This window comes from Microbacterium rhizomatis (assembly GCF_008710745.1).
GTDB classification, from domain to species: domain Bacteria; phylum Actinomycetota; class Actinomycetes; order Actinomycetales; family Microbacteriaceae; genus Microbacterium; species Microbacterium rhizomatis.
Map to the genome: position 1 here is coordinate 1684437 of NZ_VYSA01000001.1, position 23862 is coordinate 1708298.

The 23862-nt window shown below is 70.7% G+C and carries 21 protein-coding genes; 6 read left to right on the forward strand and 15 right to left on the reverse strand.

Going from position 1 to position 23862, the window contains the following annotated elements; all coding sequences use genetic code 11:
- Positions 1–54: 54 nt before the first annotated feature.
- The 3 genes from F6B43_RS07805 to F6B43_RS07815 form a co-directional block, all read right to left on the reverse strand.
- On the reverse strand, positions 55–1131 hold the full coding sequence (locus tag F6B43_RS07805; protein WP_150448231.1) for a polyprenyl synthetase family protein: 1077 nt from the start codon (positions 1129–1131) through the stop codon (positions 55–57).
- Positions 1132–1135: 4 nt separating this feature from the next.
- Positions 1136–1891 carry a class I SAM-dependent methyltransferase gene (locus tag F6B43_RS07810; RefSeq protein WP_281349521.1) on the reverse strand — a complete coding sequence of 252 codons (756 nt, stop codon included), beginning with the start codon at positions 1889–1891 and terminating at the stop codon, positions 1136–1138.
- Between the two features lie 173 nt (positions 1892–2064).
- Entirely contained in the window at positions 2065–2592 is a 528-nt protein-coding gene (locus F6B43_RS07815) for a winged helix-turn-helix transcriptional regulator (RefSeq protein ID WP_150448232.1), read from the reverse strand.
- A gap of 64 nt (positions 2593–2656) precedes the next feature.
- Between F6B43_RS07815 and F6B43_RS07820 the strand changes: the two genes are divergently transcribed.
- Positions 2657–3925, forward strand: coding sequence for an MFS transporter (locus tag F6B43_RS07820; protein ID WP_150448233.1), 1269 nt, complete (start codon positions 2657–2659; stop codon positions 3923–3925).
- Here the strand turns inward: F6B43_RS07820 and F6B43_RS07825 are convergent.
- Positions 3918–4478 (reverse strand): DUF402 domain-containing protein, encoded by a 561-nt coding sequence (locus F6B43_RS07825; RefSeq protein ID WP_246159846.1) that lies wholly within the window; start codon positions 4476–4478, stop codon positions 3918–3920. The genes F6B43_RS07820 and F6B43_RS07825 overlap by 8 nt on opposite strands.
- A gap of 176 nt (positions 4479–4654) precedes the next feature.
- Between F6B43_RS07825 and F6B43_RS07830 the strand changes: the two genes are divergently transcribed.
- Complete coding sequence (locus F6B43_RS07830; protein WP_425486822.1) at positions 4655–5956, forward strand: isochorismate synthase; 1302 nt, start codon at positions 4655–4657, stop codon at positions 5954–5956.
- A 73-nt stretch (positions 5957–6029) separates the two neighbouring features.
- Here F6B43_RS07830 and F6B43_RS07835 read toward each other — a convergent pair whose 3' ends face one another.
- The 6 genes from F6B43_RS07835 to F6B43_RS07860 form a co-directional block, all read right to left on the reverse strand.
- Positions 6030–6707 (reverse strand): DUF998 domain-containing protein, encoded by a 678-nt coding sequence (locus F6B43_RS07835; protein ID WP_150448235.1) that lies wholly within the window; start codon positions 6705–6707, stop codon positions 6030–6032.
- Positions 6708–6762: 55 nt separating this feature from the next.
- The gene (locus tag F6B43_RS07840; protein ID WP_150448236.1) at positions 6763–7653 is read right to left on the reverse strand and encodes a permease prefix domain 1-containing protein; all 891 of its coding nucleotides are present in this window, start codon (positions 7651–7653) and stop codon (positions 6763–6765) included.
- A gap of 1 nt (position 7654) precedes the next feature.
- Entirely contained in the window at positions 7655–8023 is a 369-nt protein-coding gene (locus F6B43_RS07845; RefSeq protein WP_150448237.1) for a PadR family transcriptional regulator, read from the reverse strand.
- Between the two features lie 83 nt (positions 8024–8106).
- Positions 8107–8970: a polyphosphate kinase 2 family protein gene (locus F6B43_RS07850; protein WP_150448238.1), complete on the reverse strand. Its 864-nt coding sequence runs from the start codon at positions 8968–8970 to the stop codon at positions 8107–8109.
- A 60-nt stretch (positions 8971–9030) separates the two neighbouring features.
- A complete protein-coding gene (gene menD / locus F6B43_RS07855; RefSeq protein WP_150448509.1) occupies positions 9031–10836 on the reverse strand; it encodes a 2-succinyl-5-enolpyruvyl-6-hydroxy-3-cyclohexene-1-carboxylic-acid synthase in 1806 nt (601 codons plus the stop codon).
- Between the two features lie 57 nt (positions 10837–10893).
- Entirely contained in the window at positions 10894–11352 is a 459-nt protein-coding gene (locus F6B43_RS07860; RefSeq protein ID WP_150448239.1) for a PLDc N-terminal domain-containing protein, read from the reverse strand.
- A 104-nt stretch (positions 11353–11456) separates the two neighbouring features.
- Here F6B43_RS07860 and F6B43_RS07865 point away from each other — a divergent pair, with 104 nt between their 5' ends.
- A complete protein-coding gene (locus tag F6B43_RS07865) occupies positions 11457–11789 on the forward strand; it encodes a DUF4229 domain-containing protein (protein ID WP_150448240.1) in 333 nt (110 codons plus the stop codon).
- Between the two features lie 35 nt (positions 11790–11824).
- Here F6B43_RS07865 and F6B43_RS07870 read toward each other — a convergent pair whose 3' ends face one another.
- A complete protein-coding gene (locus F6B43_RS07870; protein WP_150448241.1) occupies positions 11825–12805 on the reverse strand; it encodes a 1,4-dihydroxy-2-naphthoate polyprenyltransferase in 981 nt (326 codons plus the stop codon).
- An 80-nt stretch (positions 12806–12885) separates the two neighbouring features.
- On the opposite strand from F6B43_RS07870, the gene F6B43_RS07875 reads away from it, so the two are divergent.
- Positions 12886–13272 carry a VOC family protein gene (locus F6B43_RS07875; protein ID WP_150448242.1) on the forward strand — a complete coding sequence of 129 codons (387 nt, stop codon included), beginning with the start codon at positions 12886–12888 and terminating at the stop codon, positions 13270–13272.
- Positions 13273–13769: 497 nt separating this feature from the next.
- On the opposite strand, the gene F6B43_RS07880 is transcribed toward F6B43_RS07875, so the two are convergent.
- Complete coding sequence (locus F6B43_RS07880) at positions 13770–14924, reverse strand: AMP-binding protein (protein WP_150448243.1); 1155 nt, start codon at positions 14922–14924, stop codon at positions 13770–13772.
- 16 nt (positions 14925–14940) lie between these two features.
- Positions 14941–15843 (reverse strand): 1,4-dihydroxy-2-naphthoyl-CoA synthase, encoded by a 903-nt coding sequence (locus tag F6B43_RS07885; RefSeq protein WP_150448244.1) that lies wholly within the window; start codon positions 15841–15843, stop codon positions 14941–14943.
- Between the two features lie 80 nt (positions 15844–15923).
- Here F6B43_RS07885 and F6B43_RS07890 point away from each other — a divergent pair, with 80 nt between their 5' ends.
- Positions 15924–16481 carry a hypothetical protein gene (locus F6B43_RS07890; RefSeq protein ID WP_343030080.1) on the forward strand — a complete coding sequence of 186 codons (558 nt, stop codon included), beginning with the start codon at positions 15924–15926 and terminating at the stop codon, positions 16479–16481.
- A 24-nt stretch (positions 16482–16505) separates the two neighbouring features.
- The gene (locus F6B43_RS07895; RefSeq protein ID WP_150448245.1) at positions 16506–19379 is read left to right on the forward strand and encodes an ATP-binding cassette domain-containing protein; all 2874 of its coding nucleotides are present in this window, start codon (positions 16506–16508) and stop codon (positions 19377–19379) included.
- Here F6B43_RS07895 and metH read toward each other — a convergent pair.
- Positions 19294–22983: a methionine synthase gene (gene metH, locus F6B43_RS07900; RefSeq protein ID WP_246159847.1), complete on the reverse strand. Its 3690-nt coding sequence runs from the start codon at positions 22981–22983 to the stop codon at positions 19294–19296. The two genes, F6B43_RS07895 and metH, sit on opposite strands and share 86 nt — an antisense overlap.
- 67 nt (positions 22984–23050) lie before the next feature.
- Positions 23051–23848, reverse strand: coding sequence for an LLM class F420-dependent oxidoreductase (locus F6B43_RS07905; protein WP_150448246.1), 798 nt, complete (start codon positions 23846–23848; stop codon positions 23051–23053).
- Positions 23849–23862 lie beyond the last annotated feature (14 nt).

Sequence of the window (23862 nt, forward strand, 5' to 3'; positions counted from 1 at the left end):
GGATCTGGAACGTCGTCGGATGCTTCGTCGAGCACGGCGACCGATCGCGTCGGGTCAGCTGGAGCGGTCGGCCACGGCCTGAGCGAACCGCGTCAGCCCTTCGCGCACCGGGCCGTCCGGCAGCGGTTCGAGGGCGTCGACCGCCTCGCGCGACCACGAGTTGGCGAGCTCGCGCGTGGCCTTCGTCGCCTCATGCTCGCGCAGTTCGCTGAGGTCAGTATCGAGGATGCTCGGGTCGCCGCCGTCGGCGATCGCCGCGACGCCCGCGTCGATGCGCTCGCGAAGAGCGGTGGAAGCGGCATCCGTCCGCTGCCCGAGCAGCAGGTAGGGCATGGTCGGGACGCCCGCGCGCAGGTCGGTGCCCGGCACCTTGCCCGTCTCGTCGGGGTCGGCCGACAGGTCGATCACGTCGTCCAGGAGCTGGAAGGCGACGCCCGCCTTCTCGCCGAATTGAGAGAGCGCGTCTTCGAACTCGCGGGGCCCGTCCGAGAAGATCACGCCGGCCTGGGCCGCAGCGGCGATGAGCGAACCCGTCTTGTCGGACAGCACGTTCAGGTAGAAGTCGACCGGTTCGTCGCCCTCCTGGGGACCGAGGGTCTCGTGCATCTGCCCGAGCACCAGGCGTTCGAACGTGTCGGCCTGCAGATGGATGGCCCGCTCGCCGAGCTTCGCCATGATCTGACTGGCTCGTGAGAACAGCAGGTCGCCCGTGAGGATCGCGACGTTGTTGCCCCACACCGTCTGGGCGCTGGGCACTCCGCGGCGCTTCTCCGCGGCATCCATCACATCATCGTGATAGAGCGAGCCGAGGTGAGTGATCTCGAGCGCCGTCGCGACCTGCACCACTTCGGGCGTGACGCCCCTGCCCAGTTGCGCGGTCAGCAGCGCCAGCAGGGGACGGATGCGCTTGCCGCCCGCCTCGTACAGGTAGCGGCTCGCCGCGTCGACGAGCCGGTCGGTGATCGTCAGCTCGACGGAGAGGTTGCGATCGACCTCGGCGAGTCCGTCTTCGACCCGTGCCATGAGACGGCGCGATCGCGGGCCGGCGAAGATGCGTTCGCTCAGGCCCAGCTTGCCCGCGCCCAACTTGCCCGCGAATGGCGAGCCCGGCGCTGAGGGACTCGAGGACACGCTCTCAGCCTACCGTGGGCTGGGCGGCGCCAGGTTTGCTCGCGCGGTGCAGCGCGACGATGCCGTACGAGAGGTTGCGGTGGGCCACGTCCGTCCATCCGGCCTCGCGGATCCACGTCGCCAGGGTGCGCTGGTCGGGCCAGTCCTTGATCGACTCGTTCAGGTAGTCGTATGCGTCCGCGTTCGAGCTGACCGCCTTGGCGACGATCGGCAGCACGCGGTCGTTGTAGAAGCGGTAGAGGCCGTTGAACGTGCGTGAGGGCGGCTGCGAGAATTCGCACACCACGAGCCGCCCGCCGGGTTTCGTCACGCGCAGCATCTCTGCGAGCGCCTTCTTCGGGTCGTTGACGTTGCGGAGGCCGAACGAGATCGTCACGGTGTCGAACTCGGCATCGCCGAAGGGCAGGGCCGTCGCGTCCGCCTCGACGAACGACAGATTCGGGATCCCGCCTCCGGGTGCCCCTGCCCCGTGCCGCCGCTCACCCTCGGCGATCATGCCGGGCGAGAAGTCGGCGGCGACGACCTCGGCGCCGCTGCGGGCAAGGGCGACCGAGCTGGCGCCGGTGCCGGCGGCGAGGTCGAGGATGCGCTGGCCCTGCCGGGGCGCCACCGCGCGGGTCGTGGCCACGCGCCAGAGCTGGTCGTTGCCGAGGCTCAGCACCGTGTTGGTGCGGTCGTATCCGGCGGCGACCTCGTCGAACATGCCGCTGACGCGCGCAGGGTCTTTGCCGAGGTCGGCGCGGTGGGGCTCGGAGGTCACCCGACGAGTCTAGGCGGGCCGGCTCAGCCCCGCGGCGGGGCGGTCAGCGGCCCGAGCGTCGAAGCCCTGGCTCGAATGGGCCGGAATGGGCTCGACGAGGCGGAACAGGACGGTAGGACGCGGTCTCTCCCGGTGTTTCGACCGCTCGATGGGGAAACGGAGGGGCCTACGGGTTACCAGGTCGAGAGGGCGCCCGGACCCGGAACGATCGCCACTTCGTCGGGGTCGACCACCCGGCCGTCGAGGTCGACGAAGGCGAGGGCCAGCGGGGCGCCTTCGACCGGGTCGACGACGACGGATGCCGCGCCCGCCGGCGCCGGATCGAAGCGGTCGTTCCACTGCACCATCGAGGCGATGACGAGCTGAAGCCCGCGGCCGGCCTCGGTCAGGTGGTAGCTCGGACGCTCGCGCTGGCCGACCTCTCGGTACATCCGCTTCTCGAGGATCCCGGCATCGACCAGTCGCGCGAGCCGCGCGGAGAGGATGTCGCTCGGTGCGCCCAGCGAGGCGCGGAAGTCGGAGAACCTCGTGACTCCTCGCAGCGCATCGCGAATGACGAGCAGCGACCACTTCTCACCGACGATGTCGAGCGTGCGCACGATCTGGCAGCGCGGCTCGGGATCGGCGTGGCGCGACACAGCCCGCTCGTGATCGACGCCGCCGAGGTCGCCGTCGGGCCCGGCTGGATCACGAGGAGTCATGCCCCTCAGGCTACGCCGCGCCCCCTGAGTTGGCAATTCAAATCCAGGGCGTTACAGTGGCGCCATGACTGCAGCGCCCACGTCCGCCGTGTCCTCCCTCGACGCGCCCGCAGGGCGGGGCGCCCGGCGCCGCCTCGGCGGGAGAGCCACGTTCTGGTCGGCATCATCCGTCCTGGCGCTCTGCCTATGGGCCAGCGGAGCACCGAGCGTGCTCTATCCGCTGTACGCGGCAGAGTGGGGGCTCACTCCCGCGGTGACCACCGCCGTGTTCGGCACGTATCCCCTCGCTCTCATCCTCGTGCTGCTGGTGTTCGGCGGCCTCTCCGATGTCATCGGGCGGAAGCGCGCAATGATGATCGGGATCGGCCTGATCGCGGCATCCGCCGTGATCTTCGCGGTGGCCCCGAACGTCGGCTTCCTGTTCGCGGGGCGCGTGCTGCAGGGCGCCGGCACGGCCCTTGCGCTCGGCGCCGCAAGCGCGGCGCTCGTCGAGAACAACGTCTCGCGCAACCCACGATTCGCCAGCTCGCTCGCCACGGTGTCCACCTCTACGGGACTGACCCTGGCTCTGGTCGTTTCCGGATTCCTGGCGCAGCTCGTTCCACTCCCCCTCGTGTGGACCTATGTCGTCCTGTTCGTCCTGGCAGCCGTCGCCGTCGGTGTCCTCGCGGCCACGCCCGACGACCGCGAAGCGGCGACCGCCCGCTGGCGTCCTCAGCCGCTCAGCGTGCCCGCCGGCATCCGGACGGTGTTCGTGATCGCGACACTGTCAGTCTCGATCGCGTACTGCGTGGGCGCGATCTTCCTTTCGCTCGGCGCGCAGATGGTGCGCCAGTTCGGCCAGACGAGCGACATGATCGTCGTCGGCTGCCTGCTCGGATGCTCGTCCCTCGCGATCGGAGTCACCGCCCTCCTGCTCTCCCGGGTGCCCGCGCACACCGCCGCCTGGGTGGGCGGCACACTCTCGCTCGCGAGCCTGGGAATCATGGCCGTCGTCGCCGCGACCGGCTCGATCGGCCTGTTCCTGGTGTGGTGCGTCGTCGGCGGCGTCGCATACTCGTTCGCCTTCACGGGTGGACTCGGGCTCATCAACCGCGCCGCGCCGGTGCAGCACCGAGGAGCGACCCTCTCGCTCCTGTACCTCTTTGCCTATCTGCTCCAGGCTGTCACGGCGATAGTGGCGGGCGCCGTAGCCACCGCACTCGGGCTCGGTGCAGCCGTCGACATCATGGCCCCGGCCCTCGGCATCCTCTGCGTCGCGCTCCTCGCGCTCACCGCCGTCGACGCGCGCAGGACCCGCGCGGTTCGGCCTGCCGCGACCGACCTCAGCTGAGGTCGAACCCCGCGAGCACTCTGAGCCAGGTATCCGCCGTCCGATCGTCGAACGGCGCCTCGCGCGCCGCGACGGCGCGCTCGAGATCGATCGCGAGCGCCTCGAGCCGAGTCACGAGGTCGCGCGGGTAGCCAAACCTCACCCGGTGCTCGTCCCATTCGTCCCTGTCGTCGATCCACGTGCCTCGCCCATCGTCGGCGCGCACGACGTCGAGGTCCATGTCGATCCCCGTCGGCTCGCCGCCGCGCCAGCCTGCGTCCCACGCGAGGTCGATGTACACGCGCACATGGTGCGGCGGCGCATTGTGCGTGTAGGCGTAGTCGCCGCTGGGGGGAAGGAGGGTGACGTTCGGATGCTCTGCCACGAACTCCGCCCCCGGCCGGGCGCTGCGCCATCCGGCGGGCTGACCGAACCACTGTCCCCATCGGTCCGAACCGAGGTAGGCGCAGTCGTGCTCCCAATGAGGTCCGCCGTCCCATTTGCGCCATCGGAAGATCGTCCGTGTTCCAGGGGCAGGACGCTGGTCGGAGGTCGATTTCGGGTCTTCGCTCACGTTCGCGAGTCTAGGGTTGCGGGGCCACCGGCGCGGCGTCTGTCCGAACGTCGGAGAATCTGCCGAAAGCCGGAGCATCCCGCTCGAATCCTCCGACATACGCATGATCCTCCGACTTTCGGATGCTGCGTCCCCACGGGACCCGGTACTCGCACACGCTCTAAGGTTGAACAGTGATCGATGCTCCGCGTCTTTTCGTCGAGACCCGCGAGATCGAGCCGGTCGACGATCTGCTGGAGTACGCGGATCCCCGGCAGCCCCTGGCCTGGCTCCGACGCGGAGAGGGAATGGTGGCGCTGGCCGGATCGACGGCCGTCGCCACGCTCCGCGTCGATGCGGCCCCTTCCGAGGCTTCCCCCCTCTCCCGTGCGACGAGGCTCGCCCGGGCCTGGCGCGACCTGACGGCGGTCGCCGAGGTGGACGACGCGGTCGGGGTGCCCGGCACCGGGCTCGTCGGCTTCGGCGCTCTCGCCTTCGACGACGCCTCGGCGTCGCCGAGTTCGATCATCGTGCCGTCGGCGATCATCGGCCGCCGGGGCGGCCGGTCGTGGCTCACCCGCATCCATGCCCCGATCGAGCACTCCCCGCCGCCGCTCGCGCCGGCGCCGCCGCTCGCGCCGGCGCCGTACGGGCCGTACTGGTCGGGGACGCTCGGGCCGGGCTCGCTCGGGCCCGAGGGGTATCAGGACGCCGTCCGCGACGCGCTGGCCGCGATCGCCACCGGCGAGGTGAGCAAGGTCGTGCTCGCTCGCGACCTCGTCGGCACGATCCCTGCGGGGTCAGACCTCCGCCGCCTCGCCCGCGCTCTCTCGTCCGAGTATCCCGACACCTGGACGTATGCCATGGACGGCATCATCGGTGCGAGCCCCGAGACGCTGGTCACCGTTTCGGCCGGGACGGTGACGGCGCGGGTGCTCGCCGGCACGACGTCGCGCGGAGGGGACGCGGATGCGGATGCGGCGGCATCCGTCCGTCTGGCAACGAGCGCAAAGGATCTCGACGAGCATCGCTACGCCGTGCACAGCGTGCTGCAGTCACTCCGCCCCCATACGAGCGCACTCGCGGCGAGCGAGCAGCCGTTCATGCTGAAACTGCCGAATGTGTGGCACCTCGCCACCGACGTCGAGGGTGCGCTCAGCGATGCGGCCTCGTCGCTCGATCTCGTCGCGGCGCTGCATCCGACCGCCGCCGTGGCCGGTACTCCCACGGATGCCGCGCTCGCGCTGATCGCACGCCTCGAGCCGTTCGACCGCGGGCGCTATGCCGGCCCGGTCGGGTGGATCGACGCGAGCGGCGACGGTGAGTGGGCCATCGCTCTGCGGTGCGCGCAGTTCGGCTCCGCGCCCGCCCGCGCCCACGCGGAGACGACCCGGGTCGTTGCGCACGCCGGCGCCGGGATCGTCGCGGGCAGCCAGCCCGAGTCGGAGCTCATCGAGACGCGTGTGAAGTTCCGCCCGATCGTCGACGCCCTGGCCTGACCCTTCCCCTCACGTTTCGCGAGACCGGATAGGCGCGACGAGACCGGCCGCGTTCGTCGGTGTTTCGTGGCGCCTATCCGGTCTCGCGGGAGAAAGAAGGACGGGGCGGGCGGGCGGGCACGGCGGGGACGGAGGTGACCAGGAGAGACTGCGTCACCAGGGCGACGGTGATCAGGCAGCGCTGAGTGAGGCCGGCGATGCCGGCGTTGCCGCCGGCACCGGTCGCGTCGAACGTGATCATGAAGATCGCGAAGAGGACGAGGGTGAGGATGCCGCCCCCCGCGCCGACGACAGCGAGGCGCGGGCGGGTGGAACGCGTCGCCGCGGCCGCGAACACGAAACCGAGGGCCGGCACCGGCACAGCGAGCAGGAAGCCGGAGAGGTGGATCATCATCGACTCGAGAGTAAAGACGCCGCATACGATCATGCCGAGGCCCATCGCCGACATGAGTACGACGGCGGTCGTGCCGCGACCCCCGAGGGCCCGCCATCGGGGGATCGCCGCGACCGTGCCCGCCGCGACGAGAACGCCTCCGACGATGAACGCGGCGTTCATCCACCCCGCGGTCACGCCGAGCCCGAGCCCGCTCACGGGCTGGGCGATCCACGAGTAGGGCGCGATCACGTGGCCGAACAGCTCGTATCCCGGACTGATAGCGCCGAGGACGAGCCAGGCGACCGTGAACACGCCCGCGCCGATGGGCGTGAGCAGGGTCGCGTCGAGGGCACGGCGAGTGGTGGTTGCGGGCATGGCGGAGCATCCCTTCCTTCGATGAGTGTGCGAGAGCGGCCGGACGGCCGCGCGATCAGACGTTCTTGCGGGCGCCGAACATCATGCGGGCGAGGACGAGCATCATGGCGGCGAAGCCCCCGACGAAGGCGAGCGGCGCCCACCACCACCCGACGGTGAAGACGAGCACGGCGATGACGGCGAACGTGACGAGCCAGATGACGGCCGTGTAGATGCCGAAGCGTGCCGCGGTCTGCGGTTCCTCCTCGAACCGGCTCGAATATTCGTAGGCCTGATGGGCGGAACGCACCCAGGCCTTCTTGCGGTTCGTCTGTGTCGCACCGAGGAACGCGAACAGGATGATCGCCGCGATCACCCCGAGGGCGGCGAAGACGACCGCCCAGACCGGGAGAGCCCCGACCGCGACGAGGAACACGAACACGAGTCCCCACAAGGCGAGGAAGGTCGCGGCCGCGAATCCGGCCGCTCGGTTCGGCGGCATCGGGTGGTTCGTCGTCGTCTCCTGCGCGAGCGAATCTCCCACGGCCAGGCCCGCCCCGGTGGCCGCGACTCCGAAGAACGCGAACACGGGGCCGAGCACGATCGGGAGGATGCCGGTCGCGGCCAGGACACCGAGGACGGTGCCGACGATGGCCGCGAGCGACCAGACGACCACCCTCACGACGAACCCCGCCTTCGGGCGCACCCGGTGGCGCAGATATGCGTCCTGCACGGAATCCGTGCGAGGCGGGGCCGCGGCATCCGTCTCACCCAGCAGTTCGCGGATGTCGCCGAGCTCGGAGATCGCCGCTCGGGCGGCGTCGGCGGGCGGGCGACCCGTCGCCTCGAGCTCGGCGACACGGGCCACGAGGTTGGCGCGGATCTCTTCCTTGAGGTCCTGCGCGTCGGCGGTCATCGCGACGCCGGCGAAGGCCTCGTCCAAGAGCCGGTGGATGTCGGTGTTCATGTCAGTCCTTCTGGCCGGTGAGTGGGCGGGACGCGACGTCCAGCAGCGAGTCGATGACGCGGCGGGTGGCGACCCACGCCTGCACGTTGCCACCGAAGACAGCACGGCCGGCGTCGGTGATCCGGTAGTACTTGCGGCGACCGCCCTGCGTCTCATCCCCCCAGTACGACTCGACGAGGCCGTCCTTCTCGAGGCGGCGGTAGGTCGCGTAGAGGGTCGCCTCTTTGATCTCGTGCTCGCCGCCGGTCGCCTCGCGGATCGCCTTGTAGATCTCGAAGCCGTAGCTGTCGCCGCGGCGCAGCACCCCGAGCACGATCGTGTCGGTGTGCCCGCGCAGCAGATCGGCGGCGAAGGCATCGTCCTGTGTCATGGCAAGTACTGTATCACATCAAGTACTTGATCACAGGATGCTCCGCCCCGGGGGGGGGCGCGGAGGGCGGGGGGTCGGGGGGGTCAGCCGGCCGCGAGGCGCGCTTTTTCCGCGTCGACATCGAACGTCGCGGTCGGCCACTGGGGGTCGATCCCCTCGAGCGTTTCGAGCAGGAGCGCCTGGACGGCGAGCCGGGCGTACCACTTGCGATTGGCCGGTACGACGTACCAGGGCGCGTAGTCCGTGGAGGTGCGCTCGAACGCGACCTGGTAGGCGTCCATGTACTGCGCCCACAGCTCGCGCTCGTCGACGTCGCCGGGGTTGTACTTCCAATGCTTGTCGGGGCGGTCGAGGCGCTCCATCAGCCGATCACGCTGCTCGTCGCGCGAGATGTGCAGCATGACTTTGACGACGCGGGTTCCGGCATCCGTCAACCGCTTCTCGAAGTCGTTGATCGCGCCGTAGCGTCGCTCGATCTCGTCGGCGGGCGCGAGCGAGCGCACGCGTCCGATCAGCACGTCTTCGTAGTGCGAACGGTCGAAGACGCCGATCATGCCCGGCGTCGGGACGCGCTTCTCGATGCGCCAGAGGAAGTCGTGGGCGAGCTCTTCCTGCGTGGGCTTCTTGAAAGCGGTGAGCATGATGCCCTGCGGGTCGACCGACCCGACCACGTGGCGGATGATGCCGCCCTTGCCCGCCGTGTCCATCGCCTGCAGTACGAGCAGCACCGAGGCGTCCGTCGCGTCCGTGCGACTCGCGGCGAAGAGCCGCTCCTGCAGCTGGTCGAGGCCGGCGGCCCCCCTCGCGAGGTCGTCGGCACCGCGCGCCTTGCCACCGGGGTGGCCGGGCGAGGACTCGGGGTCTACGTCGGCGAGGCGGAACCCCTCGTCCACTCGAAGGACGTCGAGGGCATCCACTGACCAGTCGCGCTGGTTCTTCGCGTTCATGCACACATCATGACGGATGCTCCGCCCCTACGTCGCGCGGTTGCACCCGGGGTGTCGAGGTCAGCGTGAGAGGGGGACTTCGATGATCTGACGCCCGCCGACCGGCGACGTGAGCGCCTGGTCGAGGGCCGAGCGGGTGCTGACCCGGACGTAGTCCCACCCATAGGCCGCGGCGAGCGCCTCGATGCCGACCGACTGCGGCGTGTAGAGCACCCGATCCATCGCATCGGGCGCCGCGACGGCCGACACCTCGAGATCGTCGAAGATCGTGCCGCCGCCGTCGTTGCCGACGATCACCTGGATGCGCGGTTCGCGCTCGCCCGGGGGCAGGAGCAGAGCACCCACATCGTGCAGCAGGGCGAGGTCGCCGAGCACTACCCGGGTGACCCCCGCGCGCTCCGCGTCCTGGCTCGCGACGGCGACACCGATCGCCGTCGCGATCGTTCCGTCGATGCCGGCGAGGCCCCGATTCGCGTGCACGGGCACCTTCTTGCCGCCGACCAGGGCATCGGCGACCCGGACGAGCCGCGACGAGCCCCAGACGAGCCGGTCGTGCGGCCACGTCGCCCGCCAGACCGCATCGACGAGGTTCGCGCGGTCGATCGGTGCGCGCAGTACCTCGAGTTCGGCCGCGACGGCTCCGAGCCGTTCGGCGGGTACGGCCGAGGCGAGGCCGTCCGCGTCCGGCGCAGGAGGAGTGAGGTCCACGGATGCGTCGCGCGACGCCCGCTGCCACTGCGCGAGCCACTCCCGGTCGACGTCGCCGCCGGCGACGGCCACCGTGTCGAGCGGCACCGTGGCCCCGTTGAGGTTCAGCGGCTCGCCCGGACCCCGGACGGCGAGCACCTCGACCTCGCTGTCGGACAGGAGCGCGGCCGTCTCGCGACTGAGCGTCGGGTGCCCGAGCACGATCGCCCGCTCGATGCGGCCCCCGAGCTCGGGCCGACGCAACAGGGCGCGATACCCGTGCACGAGGTTGCGCCCGTACCTCGAACCGCTCACGACCTCGGCGATCAGCGGCCAGCCGCCCGCGTGGGCGAGGGCTTCGGCGTCCGGGCCGGCGCCCGCGCCGGCGACCACGACGGTGCGCGGACCGCGGACGACCACATAGGGGTCATCGTCGGGCTCGGCGGGCAGATCGGCCTCGCCGATGCCGCCTCCGCCCTGATACAGCGCGCCGGACGGCTCGAACTCGGAGCCCTCCGGCTCGGGTACGGCATCGGGATCGGGCCCGGTCGTCGTCGCCAACTCGGTCGCCGGCACGCCGATCCACGGCGGCAGTTCGCCCGCGAGCGGCTCACGGTAGGGCACGTTCAGGTGCACCGGCCCCGGTGCCCGCGTCCCCACCCCCAGAGCGGCGGCAACAGCCTGCTCGGCGACATCGCGGAGCATCGCGCTCTGCTCGCCGCTGCCGTCCACGTCGGTCGCCTCCGGTACGGGCAGATCGGTGTCGAATCGGGTGCTCGGCGCGAACATTCCCGGCTGCCGCGTCGTCTGATTGGCGCCGACTCCGCGCAGCTCGGGCGGCCGATCCGCGGTCAGCAGCACCAGCGGCACCCCGGAGTGGTGCGCTTCGAGGGCTGCCGGAAGAAGATTCGCGGATGCTGTGCCCGACGTGCACACGACGACCGCGGGCATCCGGGTCTCGCGTCCGATGCCGAGCGCCGTGAATCCCCCCACGCGCTCATCGATGCGGACGTGCAGGCGCACCGCACCGCGGCGCTCGAGTTCTGCGGCGACGAGAGCGAGCGCCTGCGAGCGCGAGCCGGGGCTGAGGACGATGTGGCGGACGCCGAGCTCGACGAGGCTGCACAGCAGCGCCGCGGCGGCATCGGTCGCGGGCGCCGCTGCGCTGCGGAGATCGATCGGCGCCTCAGCGCCTTCGGGCTCCGGCTGCTCGGGCTCGAAAGGATGGTCCACGGCTCAGTTGACGGCGCCGCGCTGACCGCGGCCGTCGTCGTCGCCGTCAGCGGGGAGCTCGGCGTCGTGGGGCGCGGCGGGGGCCTCGGGCGACTCGGCGGCAGCCGGCGGCACGTCGCTCGCCGGGGGCGTCCATCGCGGATCGGCGTCTTCGGCGTCGAGCTGGGCGAGCTCTTCTTCGAGACGGCGGATCCGTTCGTCCTGATCGCTGAGCGTTCCGATCTGACCGAGGAATTCGGGGTCGTCATCGGGGGCGCGGCGTGCGGCGATCGCCGACGCGCGGACCCGGCCGACCAGGAGCCAGAGGATGCCGCCGAGGACGGGGAGCAGGAGCACGATCAGGATCCAGATCGGCTTGCTGACGCCGCGATGGCGCGTCGGAGGCTGCACAGCACAGTCGACGATGGTGAAAACCCAGAAAGCGGTCAGCACCAGCGCCAGGATCAGCAGCACTCTGGGCACACACCCATCCTAGGCGCGCACACCGGCGCAGGCCCGGCCGAGACCGAACTGTGAGGGAGCCCCCAGGCGGAGGCGCCCGCGTGCACCCGTCTTAGGATGAGGAGGTGAAGCTTCCTCCGGTGCTGGTCTATACGGTGCTCCGGCTCCTCGCGTTCCTCGTGCCCTTCGGCATCCTCATGCTCTTCCCGCTGTTCCAGCAGTTCTACTGGCTCGCGGCGATCTTCGCGGCACTGATCGGACTGAGCCTGTCGATGCTGTTCCTGCGGCGCCCGCTCGCCCAGGTCTCGGCGCAGGTGCAGCAGCGGCGCGCGAAGGCCCCGTCATCCGCCTCGAAGGACGAAGACATCGAGGATGCCGCGGCCGACGCCGCCGCATCGACCACGACGCAGAGCGGGGCAACCCGCACCGCCCCGACCGAGGCCTCCGACCCGCGCTGAGCCCCCGCATCCCGAACCGGTGCAAGCGCGCCGGATCAGCCGAGGAACGCCCAGAACAGGAACGCCCCGTAGGCGACCGAGGTGAGCGAGGTCAGCGCGAGGGCGACGACGAGTTCCGAGGGCAGCCGGTACGTCCACACGATGAGGATCGCGGGGAGCGCCGCGAGCAGGGCGAGCAGCGCGAGCCACGCGATCGGGTAGAACAGCGCCAGGAAGATCGCGATCGCGAACGGCACGAGCACGAAGACCGTGAACAGGATGCGGGTGGCCCGGCGTCCGATCAGCACCGTCAGCGTGCGCTTCCCCGATGCGCGGTCCTGGTCGATGTCACGGAGATTGTTGGCCAGGAGCACGGCGCACGCGAGGAGGCCGGCGGCCACAGCGCCGAACCACGCCTCCTGGGGGATCGCCTGCACCTGCACCCACGTGGTGCCGACGGTCGCGACGAGCCCGAAGAAGACGAACACGAACAGCTCGCCGAGGCCGGCGTAGCCGTACGGGCGCTTGCCGCCGGTGTAGAACCATGCGGCGACGATGCAGGCGGCGCCGACGGCGATCAGCCACCACTGCTGCGTGCGGATCGTGAGCGCGAGCCCGGCGACCGCAGCGATCGCGAAGAACGCCAGGGCGACACCGAGCACAGCCCGCGGCGTGGCCTTGCGCGACGCGGTGAGGCGGGCAGGGCCGACGCGATTGTCGTCGGTGCCGCGGATGCCGTCGCTGTAGTCGTTCGCGTAGTTCACGCCGATCTGCAGGCTCACCGCCACGGCCAGGCAGAGCAGCGCGAGCACCCAGTGCAGCGCGTTGTCGACGAGGAGCGCGGCACCCGTGCCGATCAGGATCGGCGTGATCGTGAGGGGCAGCGTGCGCAGTCTGGCCGCGCCGATCCAGTCCGCTGCGGTCGCCTTGGTCACCGCCCGCGGGTCGCGCGGCTGGTGCGGCCGCTGCGGATTGCCGCGCGGCGGCCGTCGCTTCGTGCCTGCGGTCTTGCGCTTCTTGCTCGGGGTTCCTGCCACGAGGAGAAATCCTAGGCCTCGCAGCGATGACCCCGCGCACTCCCCTTGGCCGATCCGGCCGGTGAGGCGACAATGGCGGCATGCTGAGCATCGGAACGGTCGTGCTGACCGTAGAAGACATCACGCGCGCCGGCGACTTCTGGCGGTCGGCCCTGGGGTACGTGAACAGGCGCGAGCCGTCGGAGGACTGGGTCATCCTCGACCCGGCCGACAAGCCGTCGTGGAACGCCCCGGGGGCGAGCATCGCCCTCTCGGTGACCGGGTACCCGCAGCACTACCCGCCCCGCATCCATCTCGATCTGTACGCCGAGGATCAGGGGGCCGAGATCGAGAGGCTGCTCGCCCTCGGCGCCCGCGAGGTCGACTGGGACGGCTATCCGGACGACGCCGACTACGTCGTGCTCGAAGACACCGAGGGCAATCGGTTCTGCGTCGTCGACGTCAGCGACCGCCGCCCGGAGAACTGACGCCCCCGCTCGCGTACCGCGGCGTTGCCGACCGTTCTACCCAGCGATTCTTCCCGCGAGATTCAGCGAGAGCACGCCAGCGCGAGGGTTAGTGGGGCCGTCCGTCGTCACCGGCGCACGTCGATATTCCCCATTTCCCCTCGTGATCACCCGCCGGTCACTGATCTCATCTCCACACCCGGCATAAGGCCCGCGATCAGCTCTCAAGTTGTAAAGAACAGTGATCGCCCAGGGCTGGAGTTGAGCGTGGGCACGGCCAATCCTCTGGTTCCCTCGCTGTTCGACGCTGTGCTCTCAACGCTCGCGCTCCTCGCCCTTGCGTACGCTGTGTGGGCTCTCGCCTCCACCTCCGTACTCTCAGAGTCACCGGCTGGCGATTGGTGATGTGGTGTTTCGTCGCTCTCATACCGGTCGTCGGTGCCACGCTCTGGATGCTCTCTCGGAGCCGAGAGGCTAAGTCAGCAAGCCCGATTCGGGCGCCCCTGCGCTGACGATCGCTAGTGGAGCGCGGCGACCAGGCGGCGGATGCTGTCTCGATCGGGCTTGCCCGATGGCAGGAGCGCCAGCTCGTCCACGAGCACGAGCCGCACCGGTCGGGCATGGGGACCGATCTCGTCCGCTACCGCTGCGCGGGCCTCTTCGAGCTGCACCGATTCGCTGCGCCGCAGCGCCTCGCCGCGGGACGCGACGACGACGGACGCCTCGCCCCACTTCTCATCGGGGATCCCCACGACGACCGCATTCTGCAGACCCGGAACGGACCGCACGATCCGTTCGACCCGATCGAGCGAGATGTTGATGCCGCCCGACACGATGACGTTGTCGATCCGGCCCCGGACGCGCACGACGCCGTCCTCGATGAGGCCGGTGTCGCCGGTGCGATACCAGCGCGAGCCGTCGGGATCACGCAGGAATGCCGCATCCGTTCGCTCGGGGTCGCCGAGATACCCGTCCGCGAGCGTCGGAGAACTCAGCTGCAGCTCGCCGGCGACGATCCGCGCCCGCACGCCGTCGAGCGGGCGGCCGTCGTACACGCAGCCCCCGCTCGTCTCGGTCGAGCCGTACGTGCGGACGACGCGCACTCCGGCGGCCTGGGCCCGCTCCAGTGTCGCGGCGGGGAGCGCCTGCCCGCCGATGAGGATCGCCTCGAAAGACGTCAGGGCCGTCGCGACGGAACGGTCGCTCTCGCCGGCATCCAGGAGCCTGCTCAGCTGCGCGGGAACGAGCGAGGTATAGGTCGGGATGCGGTGGCCGCCGTCGCTCGAGGCCATCATGAGCGCCGCCGAGGCGAAGGCCTGCGGGCTGAACCTCCCGCTGAGCACGGCCGGTTCACGGCCCGACACGATCGCGCGGACGAGCACCTGCAGGCCTGCGACGTAGCTCGCCGGCAGTGCGAGGAGCCAGGCGCCGTCGCCGATGCGGGCGGCGGTGGCCAGCGCGCTCGAGGTGAGCGCGCTGCGGCTGAGGACGACGCTCTTGGGGACGCCGGTCGACCCCGAGGTCGTGACGACGACGGCCGTGCCCGGCTCGACTTCGACGGGCTCGGCACCGACCATTCCCAGACCGAGAGCGGGACCTGCGCCGTGCAGAGCTCCGCGGAGGGCGCGCAGGATGTCGCGCGGATCGTCGCCGGCGACGTGCTCGAGCCTCATCGCACCGACGGACCGGTCAGAAGTGCCACGGGTAGGGCGACCAGTCTGGCTCGCGCTTCTCGAGGAACGCATCGCGGCCCTCGACCGCCTCTTCGGTGCCGTACGCGAGCCGGGTCGCCTCACCGGCGAACACCTGCTGGCCCATGATGCCGTCGTCCACCGCGTTGAACGCGAACTTCAGCATCCGGATCGCGGTCGGCGACTTGGTCAGGATGGTCCGCGCCATCGAGATCGCCTCGCGCTCGAGCTCGACGTGGGGCACGACGCGGTTGACCGCGCCCATCTCGTACGCGCGCTGCGCCGAGTACTCCTCAGCCAGGAAGAACACCTCGCGGGCGAACTTCTGCCCGATCTGGCGGGCGAAGTAGGCCGAACCGTATCCCGCATCGAACGATCCGACGTCGGCATCCGTCTGCTTGAACCTGCCGTGCTCCGCCGACGCGATCGACAGGTCGCACACGACGTGCAGCGAGTGCCCTCCGCCTGCCGCCCAGCCGGGCACGACCGCGATCACGACCTTGGGCATGAAGCGGATGAGCCGCTGCACCTCGAGGATGTGCAGCCGCCCGACGCGCGCCGGGTCGGGCGCGGTCGCGGCGTCGCCGGCGTACGTGTAGCCGTCGCGCCCGCGGATGCGCTGGTCGCCGCCTGAGCAGAACGCCCACCCGCCGTCCTTCGCACTCGGACCGTTGCCGGTCAGCAGGACGACCCCGATGCGCGGGTTCTGGCGGGCGTCATCCAGCGCGCGATACATCTCATCGACGGTGTGCGGGCGGAACGCATTGCGCACCTCGGGGCGGTCGAACGCGATCCGCGCGATGCGCCCGTCCTTCGAGAGATGCGACGTGACGTCGGTGTAGGTCTCGGAGCCGGGTGCCGGCATCCATTCGCTCTCATCGAACAATTCGGAAACGCTCACCCGCTCAGCCTACGGCGGGGGCGCTGACCCGGAGCGTCATGCGGCGGGTTGCGCAGACGACGCGGCCCTACGCTGGAACGGTGATATCCCTGCCCCGCGTCCTCGTGACCGCCGCGGCGACCGCCGCGCTGCTGGTCACCCTCGCCGCCTGTGCAAGCACAGCCGCCACTTCCTCGAGCACGACCGCCGCTTCGAGCTCGGCGTCGGCCTCAGCCTCGTCGGACTCCGCCGAGTGCACCGGCGTCCGGGTCGTGGTCGAAACCGGCGACCTCGCGGTCGAGAACGGGCCCGCCGGCTCGACGTGCATCTCGACGACCGCACCGATCGCCGCGACCGCGGTCCTCGCCGACGCGGGTCTGAAGACGGAGGGAACCACCCAGTACGGCGACCAGGTCGTGTGCCGGGTGAACGGGGTTCCCGCCGCAGACTTCGCGCTGACGGCCGCCGACGGCTCGCAGTACTTCGAGACGTGCGCAGCGATGCCCGCCGCGTTCGCATACTGGTCGCTGTGGGTGAAGCCCGCGGGCGGCGAGTGGGCGTACGCGGAAGAGGGCCTCTCGACGCTGCAGCTGCAACCCGGCGAGAGCCTCGAGCTGCTCTTCACCCTCAACGGCGCTCCCGCTTCGCCCTCGTCGTGATCGTGATCCGGTGAGCCGCCCCGCGTGACCTTCCGACCCGCACCCCTCAAGGCGGCGGCAGCCCTCGCCGCCGGCTTCGTCGTGGTGCGGGTGATCTACCGCGTCCTGTTCCACGGCGCAGACGGGTCGGGTCCGGTGCTGCTCGCGCTGCCCGAGGTACGACTTCCCGCGCCGTTCGCGCACGTCGTGATGTTGGGGCCGGTCACGACGGGTGGATTGTGGGATGCTGCCGCCAGCGCACTGCCCATCGCCGCGCTGATCCTCGTCTTCGGCCTCCTCAACGCGCTCTTCGATGTCGCCCGCCTGTTCGCGCGGGGGTCGCGCCGCGGGCCCCTGCGTGGGATCGCTCGCACCCTCGGGATCGCCTGGGCGACCCTGCCCGCGCTGGCGGATGCCGTGCGCTCGGTCCGATTCGCGCAACGCCTGCGCGGCGAGCGCGGCGGAGTGCGCCTCCTCGCGCCCGTGCTGGAGCACACCCTGGAACGGGCGACGGCGGTGGCGGCCGCCCTCGAGCTCCGCGGCCTGGCGGGCCGACCGGTCGACGGCGACTGCGCCGCCCCGGTCTCCGTGCGCGGCGCCGACCTCACGCACCGCGGAGGTGCCGGCATCCACATCGACGCGCTCGCGCTCACAGCGGGCACCCTGACGGTGCTCTCCGGGCCGACGGGGTCGGGCAAGTCGACTCTGCTGCGCACGCTGAGCGGCCTGCACACGCACCTCGACGGGGGCGACCTCACCGGCACGGTGCGGGTCGTGGGGCACGAGCGAACGGCTGTTCCGCCGCGCGACTCCGCGCAGCTCATCGGCGTCGTCCTTCAGCACCCGCGCGAGGCGTTCACGACGGAGCGCGTCGCCGACGAGATCGGCCTGGCACTCGAGCTGCGCGGGGTCGCACCCTCGATCATCGCGTCGCGCGTCGCGGAGATTGCCGAACGCGTCGGGATCCCGAGCCTGCTCGCGCGACGGCTGCGCGGGCTGTCGGCGGGCGAAGCGACCCTCGTCGCGATTGCGGCGGCGATCGTCGAGCACCCGATCCTGTTGCTCGTCGACGAGCCTCTCGCCGACCTCGACGCATCGTACCGACGTCGGGTGATCGAGCTCCTCGGTGCGCTCGCGCACGAGGCCGGCGTCTGCGTGGTCGTCGCCGAGCACCGCGGCGCCGAACTGCGCGGTGTGGCCGACCGCAGCATCCGCATGAGCGACGGGCGCCTGGACAGTGGCGACGACCTCGCCGTCGAGACCCCGCGGTATGCCCGGACGAGCCCGATCGGCGACCCGGTGCTCCAAGCCCGGGGACTGACCGTACGGCGCGGTTCTGCGATCGCCGTCGACGAGGCGACGATCAGCGTGAGGGCCGGTGAGATCGTCGCGCTCGTCGGCCCGAACGGGGCGGGCAAGTCGAGCCTGCTGGAGGCCCTCGCCGTGCCACCGGCCGGAGCGGACATCACGGTCGACGGCGTGCGCGCCGCGCGGGGCGTCGCCCTCGTCCCCGACGCGTCGGACGACCTCTTCACATCCGACACGGTCGCCGCCGAATGCCGACGCGCGGATCGTCGCGCACGGGCGTCGGCGGGCAGCACGTCGGCCCGTTTCGCGGGCTTCATCGGGTGGGATGCCGGCGGCCCGGAGTTCGCACGGCTGAGGATGCAGCATCCCCGCGACCTCTCCGTCGGTCAACGTCGCGCCCTTGCGCTCGCACTGCAGCTCGCGACCTCGCCGCGCGTGCTGCTCGTCGACGAACCCACGCGGGGGCTGGATGGCGCCGCACGCGACCTCGTCGCCCGGGCCCTCGTCGCCCGCGCGGACGAAGGCGCCGCCGTACTGGTGGCCACGCACGACGCGGACTTCGCCGCTGCGCTGGCAGGCCGCATCGTGCCGATGGCGGACGGGCGGCTGGGTGAGCAGGTACCGGTCCTTCCCCCGCACCGCGCTCAGGCTCTGCACCGCACTCAGGAGGGATCGAGCGGGCTCGAGCGTCCCGCCCGACTGTCCGAGCGCGCGCCGATCCCGAACCTCGACCCACCCGAGTACGGCAGCCCGGCGTCGGCGCACCCCAGGCCGTCAGCCCGGTCGGCGGGCCCGCTCATCGCGCTGCTCGCGGCGAACGCGGCCGCGCTCGCCGCGTTCTGCTGGCCGCTCGTCGCGAGCGCGCTGCCGGCGCAGGCCCAGGCGGCGGTCCCGGTCATGGCGCTGGCCCTGATCCCGCTCGCGGCCATCGTCGTGCTCGGACTCCTCGACGGCACCGTGCGTTCGGCGCACTCCCTCGCGCTCCTCGGCGTGCTCGCGGCGATCGGCGCGGCGATCCGCATCGCCGGAACCGGCGTCGGCGGCGTCGAGGCCGTCTTCGTCCTCCTCATCCTCGCCGGACGCGCGTACGGCGCCCGCTTCGGCCTGCTGCTGGGCATGCTGACGATCGCCCTGTCGTCGGTCGTATCGGGCGGGATCGGCCCGTGGACGCCGTTCCAGATGTTCGCGTGCGGCTGGGTGGGGGCGGGCGCGGGGCTGCTCCCCCGCCTCCGCGGATGGGCGGAGGTCGCGCTGCTGAGCGTCTACGGGGTCGTCGGTTCGTACGCCTTCGGGCTCATCATGAACCTGTGGTTCTGGCCGTTCGCCGTCGGGGGCGGCACCGGCATCTCGTACGAGCCGGGCGCTCCGCTCCCCACGAACCTCGCGAGCTTCCTGCTCTATTCCCTCGTCACCTCGACCGCGACGTGGGACACCCTGCGGGCCATCACGAGCGTGATCGGCATCGTCGTCGTCGGTCGCGCGGTGCTCTCGGCGCTGCGCCGCGCGAAGCCGGTGGCGGGCAGCGTCAGACCGAGAAGTACTTCGCCTCGGGGTGGTGGAACACGAAGGCATCCGTCGACTGCTCCGGATGCAGCTGCAGTTCCTCGCTGAGTTCGACGCCCATGCGCTCGGGCCGCAGCAGCTCGACGACCTTGCGCCGGTCCTCCATCTCGGGGCACGCGGGGTAGCCGAGCGAGAACCGCGCGCCGCGGTACTGCAGCTTGAACAGGCCGGCGGTGTCGGTCGGGTCTTCGTCGGCGAAGCCGAGTTCTTCGCGGATGCGGGCGTGCCAGCGTTCCGCGAGGGCCTCCGTCAGCTGCATCACCAGCCCGTTCAGCTCGTAGTAGTCGCGGTACTTGTCCTCGGCGAAGAGCTTCGCCGTCACCGAGTCGATGTGCGCGCCCGCCGTCACGAGCTGCACCGGCAGCACGTCGACCTGGCCGGACTCGCGTGAGCGGACGAAGTCCGACAGGCACAGGTGCCGGTCACGGCGCTGTCGCGGGAAGGTGAAGCGCAGCCGGTCGGTGCCGACCGGACCACCCGATCCCCCGTCCGGTGCGAGCAGCCCCGGCGTGCCCAGAGTGCCGCCCGGGTCGGCGCCGTGATGGAGCACCACGAGGTCGTTCCCCTCGCTGACGACGGGGAAGTACCCGTAGGCGACCGAGGCGTCCAGCATCCCCTCCCCGAGGATCCGGTCGAGCCAGTACCGCAACCGGGGGCGGCCCTCGGTCTCGACGAGCTGCTCGTAGGTGAGGCCGCCATCGCTGCGACCGGGCTTGAGGCCCCACTGCCCCATGAAAGTCGCGCGTTCGTCGAGGAACGCGGCGTAGTCGGCGAGCGCGACGCCACGCACGACGCGGGTACCCCAGAACGGCGGAGCCGGGATCGTGTTGTCGGATGCCACGTCCGAGCGTTCGGGCATGGCTTCGGGCTCGGTGAGGGTTAGGCGCGCGCCGGCGGCATGGATGCGCTTCTTCAGGGGCGGCAGGGCGACGTCCTCCGGCGCGGCCCCTCGCGCGACGGCGACGAGCGGCTCCATGAGCGCGAGCCCTTCGAACGCATCGCGCGCGTAGCGGACCTCGCCGTCGAACAGCGACGCGAGGTCGTCCTCCACGTATGCGCGAGTGAGCGCGGCCCCGCCGAGGATGACCGGCCACCGCTTCGCGAGACCGCGAGCCTGCAGCTCGAGGAGGTTCTCCTTCATCACGACGGTCGACTTCACGAGCAGCCCCGACATGCCGATCACGTCGGCGTCGTGCTCTTCCGCGGCGGCGATGATGTCGGCGATCGGCTGTTTGATCCCGAGGTTGATCACGTCGTAGCCGTTGTTGGTGAGGATGATGTCGACCAGGTTCTTGCCGATGTCGTGCACGTCGCCGCGGACGGTCGCGAGGATGATCTTTCCCTTGCCCGCATCGCTGGATTTCTCCATGTGCGGCTCGAGCAGCGCGACGGCGGTCTTCATCACCTCGGCCGACTGCAGCACGAAAGGCAGCTGCATCTCGCCCGAGCCGAACCGCTCGCCGACGACCTTCATACCCTCGAGCAAGTGGTCGTTGATGATCTGCAGGGCGCTGAGCCCACCAGCGCGGGCGAGGTCGAGGTCGGCCTCGAGGCCCTTCGCCTCGCCGTCGATGATGCGCCGCTCGAGCCTCTCGTTGACCGGCAGCGCCGCGAGCTCGGCGGCACGCGCATCCTTCAGAGCGGCGCTGTCGACACCGTCGAACAGGTCGAGCATCGCCGCGAGAGGGTCGTACGTGAGGGTGCCGTCGGCGTCGTACTCCCGGCGATCCCACACGAGGTCCAGCGCCACCTTGCGCCGGTCGTCGGGCACGGAGGCGAGCGGCACGATCTTCGCAGCGTCGATGATCCCCGACGTCAGCCCGGCCTCGGCGGCCTCGTGGAGGAACACAGAGTTCAGGACGCTCCGCGCGGCCGGGTTCAGGCCGAACGAGACGTTGCTCACCCCGAGCGTGGTCTGCACTCCGGGATACTTCGCCGAGATCTGCCGGATCGCATCGATCGTCTCGATCGCGTCGCGCCGCGTCTCCTCCTGGCCGGTGGCAATGGGAAAGGTCAGGCAGTCCACGATGATGTCGTCGACCTTCATGCCCCACTCGCCCACCAGCGCGTCGATCAGCCGCGAGGCGATCCGCACCTTGTCGACCGCGGTGCGGGCCTGGCCCTGCTCGTCGATCGTGAGGGCGATCACAGCCGTGCCGTGCTCCTTGACGAGCGGCATGATGCGACCGAAACGGCTGGCAGGACCTTCGCCGTCCTCGTAGTTGACCGAGTTGACCACAGGGCGGCCGCCGATCAGCTCCAGGCCCGCGCGGATCACCGCGGGCTCGGTCGAGTCGATCACGAGCGGGAGGGTGGAGGCCGAGGCGAAGCGCGACACCACCTCGCGGATGTCGGCCACCCCGTCGCGGCCGACGTAGTCGACGCACACGTCGAGGAGGTGCGCCCCGACCCGGATCTGGTTACGAGCGATCTCGACGCAGTCGTCCCAGCGCTCCTCGAGCATCGCCTCGCGGAACGCCTTGGACCCGTTGGCATTGGTCCGCTCGCCGATCGCGAGGTACGAGGCATCCTGCTCGAAGGGCACGTGCTGATACAGGCTCGCCACTCCGGGCTCCCTGACCGGCGACCGTTTCGTCTCGTCGCTGCGCTCCTCGCTCAACGACCGGACATCGCCGCGCCCGGTCGTTGAGCGAGCGGAGCGAGACGAAACGCCCAACCTCTCGACGACGGCCTTCAGATGCGCGGGCGTGGTGCCGCAGCATCCGCCGATGAGTCCGAGTCCGAACTCGCGCACGAACTGCTCGTGCGCCGTGGCCAGCTCGTCGGGGCCGAGGGGGTAATGCGCGCCGTCGGCCGTGAGCACCGGGAGTCCGGCGTTCGGCATGCACGCCACGGGCACCGTGGAGTGCTTCGACAGGTGCCGGAGGTGCTCGCTCATCTCAGCCGGGCCGGTCGCGCAGTTCAGCCCGATCGCATCGACTCCGAGCGGTTCGAGCGCGGTGAGCGCGGCCCCGATCTCGCTGCCCATGAGCATCGTGCCGGTGGTCTCGACGGTCACCTCGACGAAGATGGGCAGACGGATTCCTCGGCTCACGATCGCCTGCCTGCACCCGTTGATCGCCGCCTTGGTCTGCAGCAGGTCCTGCGAGGTCTCGACCAGGAACGCGTCCGCGCCTCCGTCGATCAACCCCTCGGCCTGCTCGGCGAAGGTCTGCTTGAGGTGGTCGTACGTGGTGTGGCCGAGACTCGGCAGCTTTGTGCCCGGCCCCATCGAGCCGAGCACCCATCGCACCCGGCCATCGGCGGCCTCGGCCGCCTCGACGCGCTCCCGCGCGATGCGCGCCCCGGCGGCGGCGAGTTCGGTGATCCGGTCTTCGATGCCGTAGTCGCCGAGGTTCGACCAGTTCGCGCCGAACGTGTTGGTCTCGACGGCGTCGACACCGACCGCGAGATACGCGTCGTGGATGGCGCCGATCATGTCGGGGCGGCTCACGTTGAGGATCTCGTTGCACCCCTCGAGCTGCTGATAGTCCTCGAGGCTGGGGTCGTGCTCCTGCAGCTGGGTGCCCATCGCCCCGTCGGCGATCACGACGCGGGTCTGCACCGCGTCCAGAAGCGCCTGGGAACGCGCGGGGCGCGCGACGCCTTCGACGTCGAGAGCGAAGCGAGGCACGGCGGAGGGGGCGGTCACTGCGCGATTCTAGCCGCCCCTCTCGTCCCCGGCCGTGGGCTGCGCCATGCGGGGAAACGCTCGGAGGTCAGCCGTTCTTGGCGTCGCGCCAGGCCAGCCACGACGCGATGAGGTCGTAGTCCCAGTCCTGGCCCTGGAAACCCAGCGTGAACAGGCGCGTGCCCGCCTCGAAGAGAGCATCCGCCGTCGCCTGATCGCGTCGTTCGAGCTCGTTCGAGACGATCAGCCCCGACGTGTCGTGTCCGTCCTTCTCGCCCCACGCGTCGATCACCGAGACCTTGTGGGCGATCTCGCCGGCGTCGACGAAGCTGTGCCAGATGTTCGCGTGCGCTGCGACGATGCGCAGCGTCTTCTGCTCACCCTTGCCGCCGATCATGACCGGGATGTCGCGGGTGGGCGCCGGGTTCAGCTTCGCCCAGCGGGCTTCGATGCGGTCGAGCCCCGCGGCCAGGTCGTTCAGGCGCGTACCCGGCGTGCCGAACTCGTAGCCGTACTCGTCGTAGTCGCGCTCGAACCACCCCGCGCCCGTGCCGAAGATGAACCGGCCGACGTCGCCGCCCTTCGCGCTGATGTGGTCGATCGTCCGCGCCATGTCGGCCTGGAGATCGGCGTTGCGGTAGCTGTTGCAGTTGACCAGGGCACCGAACTCGACCCGCTCGGTCTGTTCGGCCCAGGCCGCGAGCATCGTCCACGACTCGAAGTGCAGACCGTCGGGCTCGCCCGAGAGCGGGAAGAAGTGGTCCCAGTTGAAGAGGATGTCGACCCCCATGTCCTCCAGCCGGGTCACCGCCTCGCGGATCGCGGAGTAAGGGGCGTGCTGCGGCTTGATCTGCACGCCGAAGCGCACGGGAGTATCGGTGAGCATGCGTCCAGCCTATG